This window comes from Bacteroides sp. An279 (assembly GCF_002159615.1).
Classification (GTDB): Bacteria; Bacteroidota; Bacteroidia; order Bacteroidales; family Bacteroidaceae; genus Phocaeicola; species Phocaeicola intestinalis.
The window spans coordinates 1-2,043 of the sequence record NZ_NFJA01000187.1; the positions used below are offsets into that span (position 1 = coordinate 1).

Sequence of the window (2,043 nt, forward strand, 5' to 3'; positions counted from 1 at the left end):
CGCTCCTGTTCTTCGTCAGATAGCCCGCTATCTTCCTCATCACAGAAGCGAAAATGCCTCAAAAACTCATCCCAAATCATCGCACGATAAATTCAAAACAGCTTCTCAATCATGTATTGAGAATTATTTTCGTGGACGTTTTTCTGATTTTATGAAAAAGATAGCAGGCTGTCTGACGAACAAATTCAACGAGATAACCATCATTCTCGGAGTCCTTTTCGATAGATATAGAAGATGCCGTTGTATCCATTGTGACACGATGTGCACACGATATGAGACGAACCAAGCTAATACTAACAATCCCAAACAAAGTTCATTACTTGCATTACTTGGTTACAAAAGAGAAAAAAACCGTGATTATTCTTCATTATATTTCCCTGATTTGCTCGGTGTCTCGCTTTTTTGCATTATCTTTGCCTAGTGACTAAAGATGATGTGTATGAAAAAACTGTTTTTATCGATGCTTTTAGGCTGTATCCTTATGCTGAGAATAGTTCCAGCTTTACACGCGCAGCAACCTATGCCCGATTCCAATGGATATATAGTAAAGGTAGGAGATGTAGCACCCGATTTTGAAATGATGCTCACTGACGGCAGCCAAGTAAAACTTTCTGATTTACGCGGCAAAGTGGTGATGCTTCAGTTCACTGCAAGTTGGTGCGGCGTATGCCGCAAGGAAATGCCTTTCATTGAGCGTGACATCTGGCAGAAGCACAAGGACAACGACACATTCGCACTGTATGGCATTGACCGAGACGAACCGCTAGATAAAGTGAAAGCTTTCGTGGAACAGACCCAAGTAACTTATCCAATGGGGCTTGATCCGGATGCCAATATTTTTGCGCTTTACGCAGAGCGTAGTGCTGGCATTACCCGTAACGTGCTGATTGACCAGACGGGCAAGATTGTGTTGATGACCCGCCTCTACAACGAAGACGAGTTTGCGTCATTGTGCAATAAAATAGATGAATTGCTGAAATGAACCGTTTGCGACTGACACTTGTAGCATTGTGCCTGCTGTTGCTCGCACCTGCTTATGCCCAAAAGAAAAATACCCGGCGCGAGCCCTTGTTCGGAAAAGCTAATGCCACTTATCAAGTTACGTCCAACAGTTTGAAGGGAGCTACCTTTTATTTGGTAAGCGGACACGGAGGACCTGATCCGGGATGCATCGGTAAGTATCAAGGCAAGGAACTGCATGAAGACGAGTATGCTTATGACATCATTTTACGGCTGGGACGCGAATTACTAAAACGGGGCGCAAAAGTGCATTTCATCATCCAGGATGCCAAAGACGGCATCCGCAACACAACGATCCTGAAAAATAGCAAGCGTGAAACATGTATGGGAAGACCCATTCCACTAAAGCAGGTAGCACGGTTACAACAACGTTGCGACGCCATCAACCGGCTTTACCGCAAGGATAAAAGCAAATACAAACGAGCGATATTCATTCATGTTGACAGCAGGAGCCGTGGCAAGCAGACCGATGTATATTTTTATCATGCCCCCCAAAGTAAATATGGAAAACGACTTGCTACTCAGTTGCACAAAACGTTCAAGGCAAAATACGATCGTCATCAACCCAATCGTGGCTTTGAGGGGACGGTAAGTGCACGTGATTTGTTTGTATTGCGTAATACTATTCCTTACGCTGTCTTTCTGGAATTGGGAAATATCCAAAACGCACAAGACCAAAAACGTCTGGTTATTCCCGATAACCGTCAAGCTTTAGCCAACTGGATTACCGATGCTATTGTAAAAGATTATAAGAAATAATCAGCAGGCGCTAATCAGGAGTTGCAAGCAATTATGTTTCACAAGAGCCAGCACTCCGGTTAGAAGTTATAGTAAGAAGCTGTTTTGAATTTCTCCAAAAAGTTTTTCTTGGCTTGATGTGTTCGTTTTCGTGTGTGCTTTGGGCGATTTTTTGCTCCTTTCCGCTTCTGTTCTTCGTCAGATAGCCCGCTATCTTCCTCATCACAGAAGCGAAAATGCCTCAAAAACTCATCCCAAATCATCGCACGATAAATTCAAAACAGC

The 2,043-nt window shown here is 43.5% G+C and carries 3 protein-coding genes; 2 read left to right on the plus strand and 1 reads right to left on the minus strand.

The window, feature by feature from the left end:
* The first annotated feature begins 439 nt into the window (after positions 1-439).
* A complete protein-coding gene (locus B5F78_RS16495) occupies positions 440-982 on the plus strand; it encodes a TlpA family protein disulfide reductase (protein WP_087207785.1) in 543 nt (180 codons plus the stop codon).
* Positions 979-1,779, plus strand: coding sequence for an N-acetylmuramoyl-L-alanine amidase family protein (locus tag B5F78_RS16500; protein WP_087207787.1), 801 nt, complete (start codon positions 979-981; stop codon positions 1,777-1,779). The genes B5F78_RS16495 and B5F78_RS16500 overlap by 4 nt, the downstream gene beginning before the upstream one ends.
* Positions 1,780-1,838: 59 nt before the next feature.
* Here B5F78_RS16500 and B5F78_RS17480 read toward each other — a convergent pair whose 3' ends face one another.
* Entirely contained in the window at positions 1,839-2,021 is a 183-nt protein-coding gene (locus B5F78_RS17480) for a hypothetical protein (RefSeq protein ID WP_162608591.1), read from the minus strand.
* Positions 2,022-2,043 lie beyond the last annotated feature (22 nt).

Excerpts from the sequence above, each read along its gene's own strand:
- B5F78_RS16495 (WP_087207785.1), top strand. The coding sequence starts at position 440 with ATGAAAAAACTGTTTTTATCGATGCTTTTAGGCTGTATCCTTATGCTG.
- B5F78_RS16500 (WP_087207787.1), top strand. The coding sequence starts at position 979 with ATGAACCGTTTGCGACTGACACTTGTAGCATTGTGCCTGCTGTTGCTC.
- B5F78_RS17480 (WP_162608591.1), bottom strand. The coding sequence starts at position 2,021 with ATGATTTGGGATGAGTTTTTGAGGCATTTTCGCTTCTGTGATGAGGAA.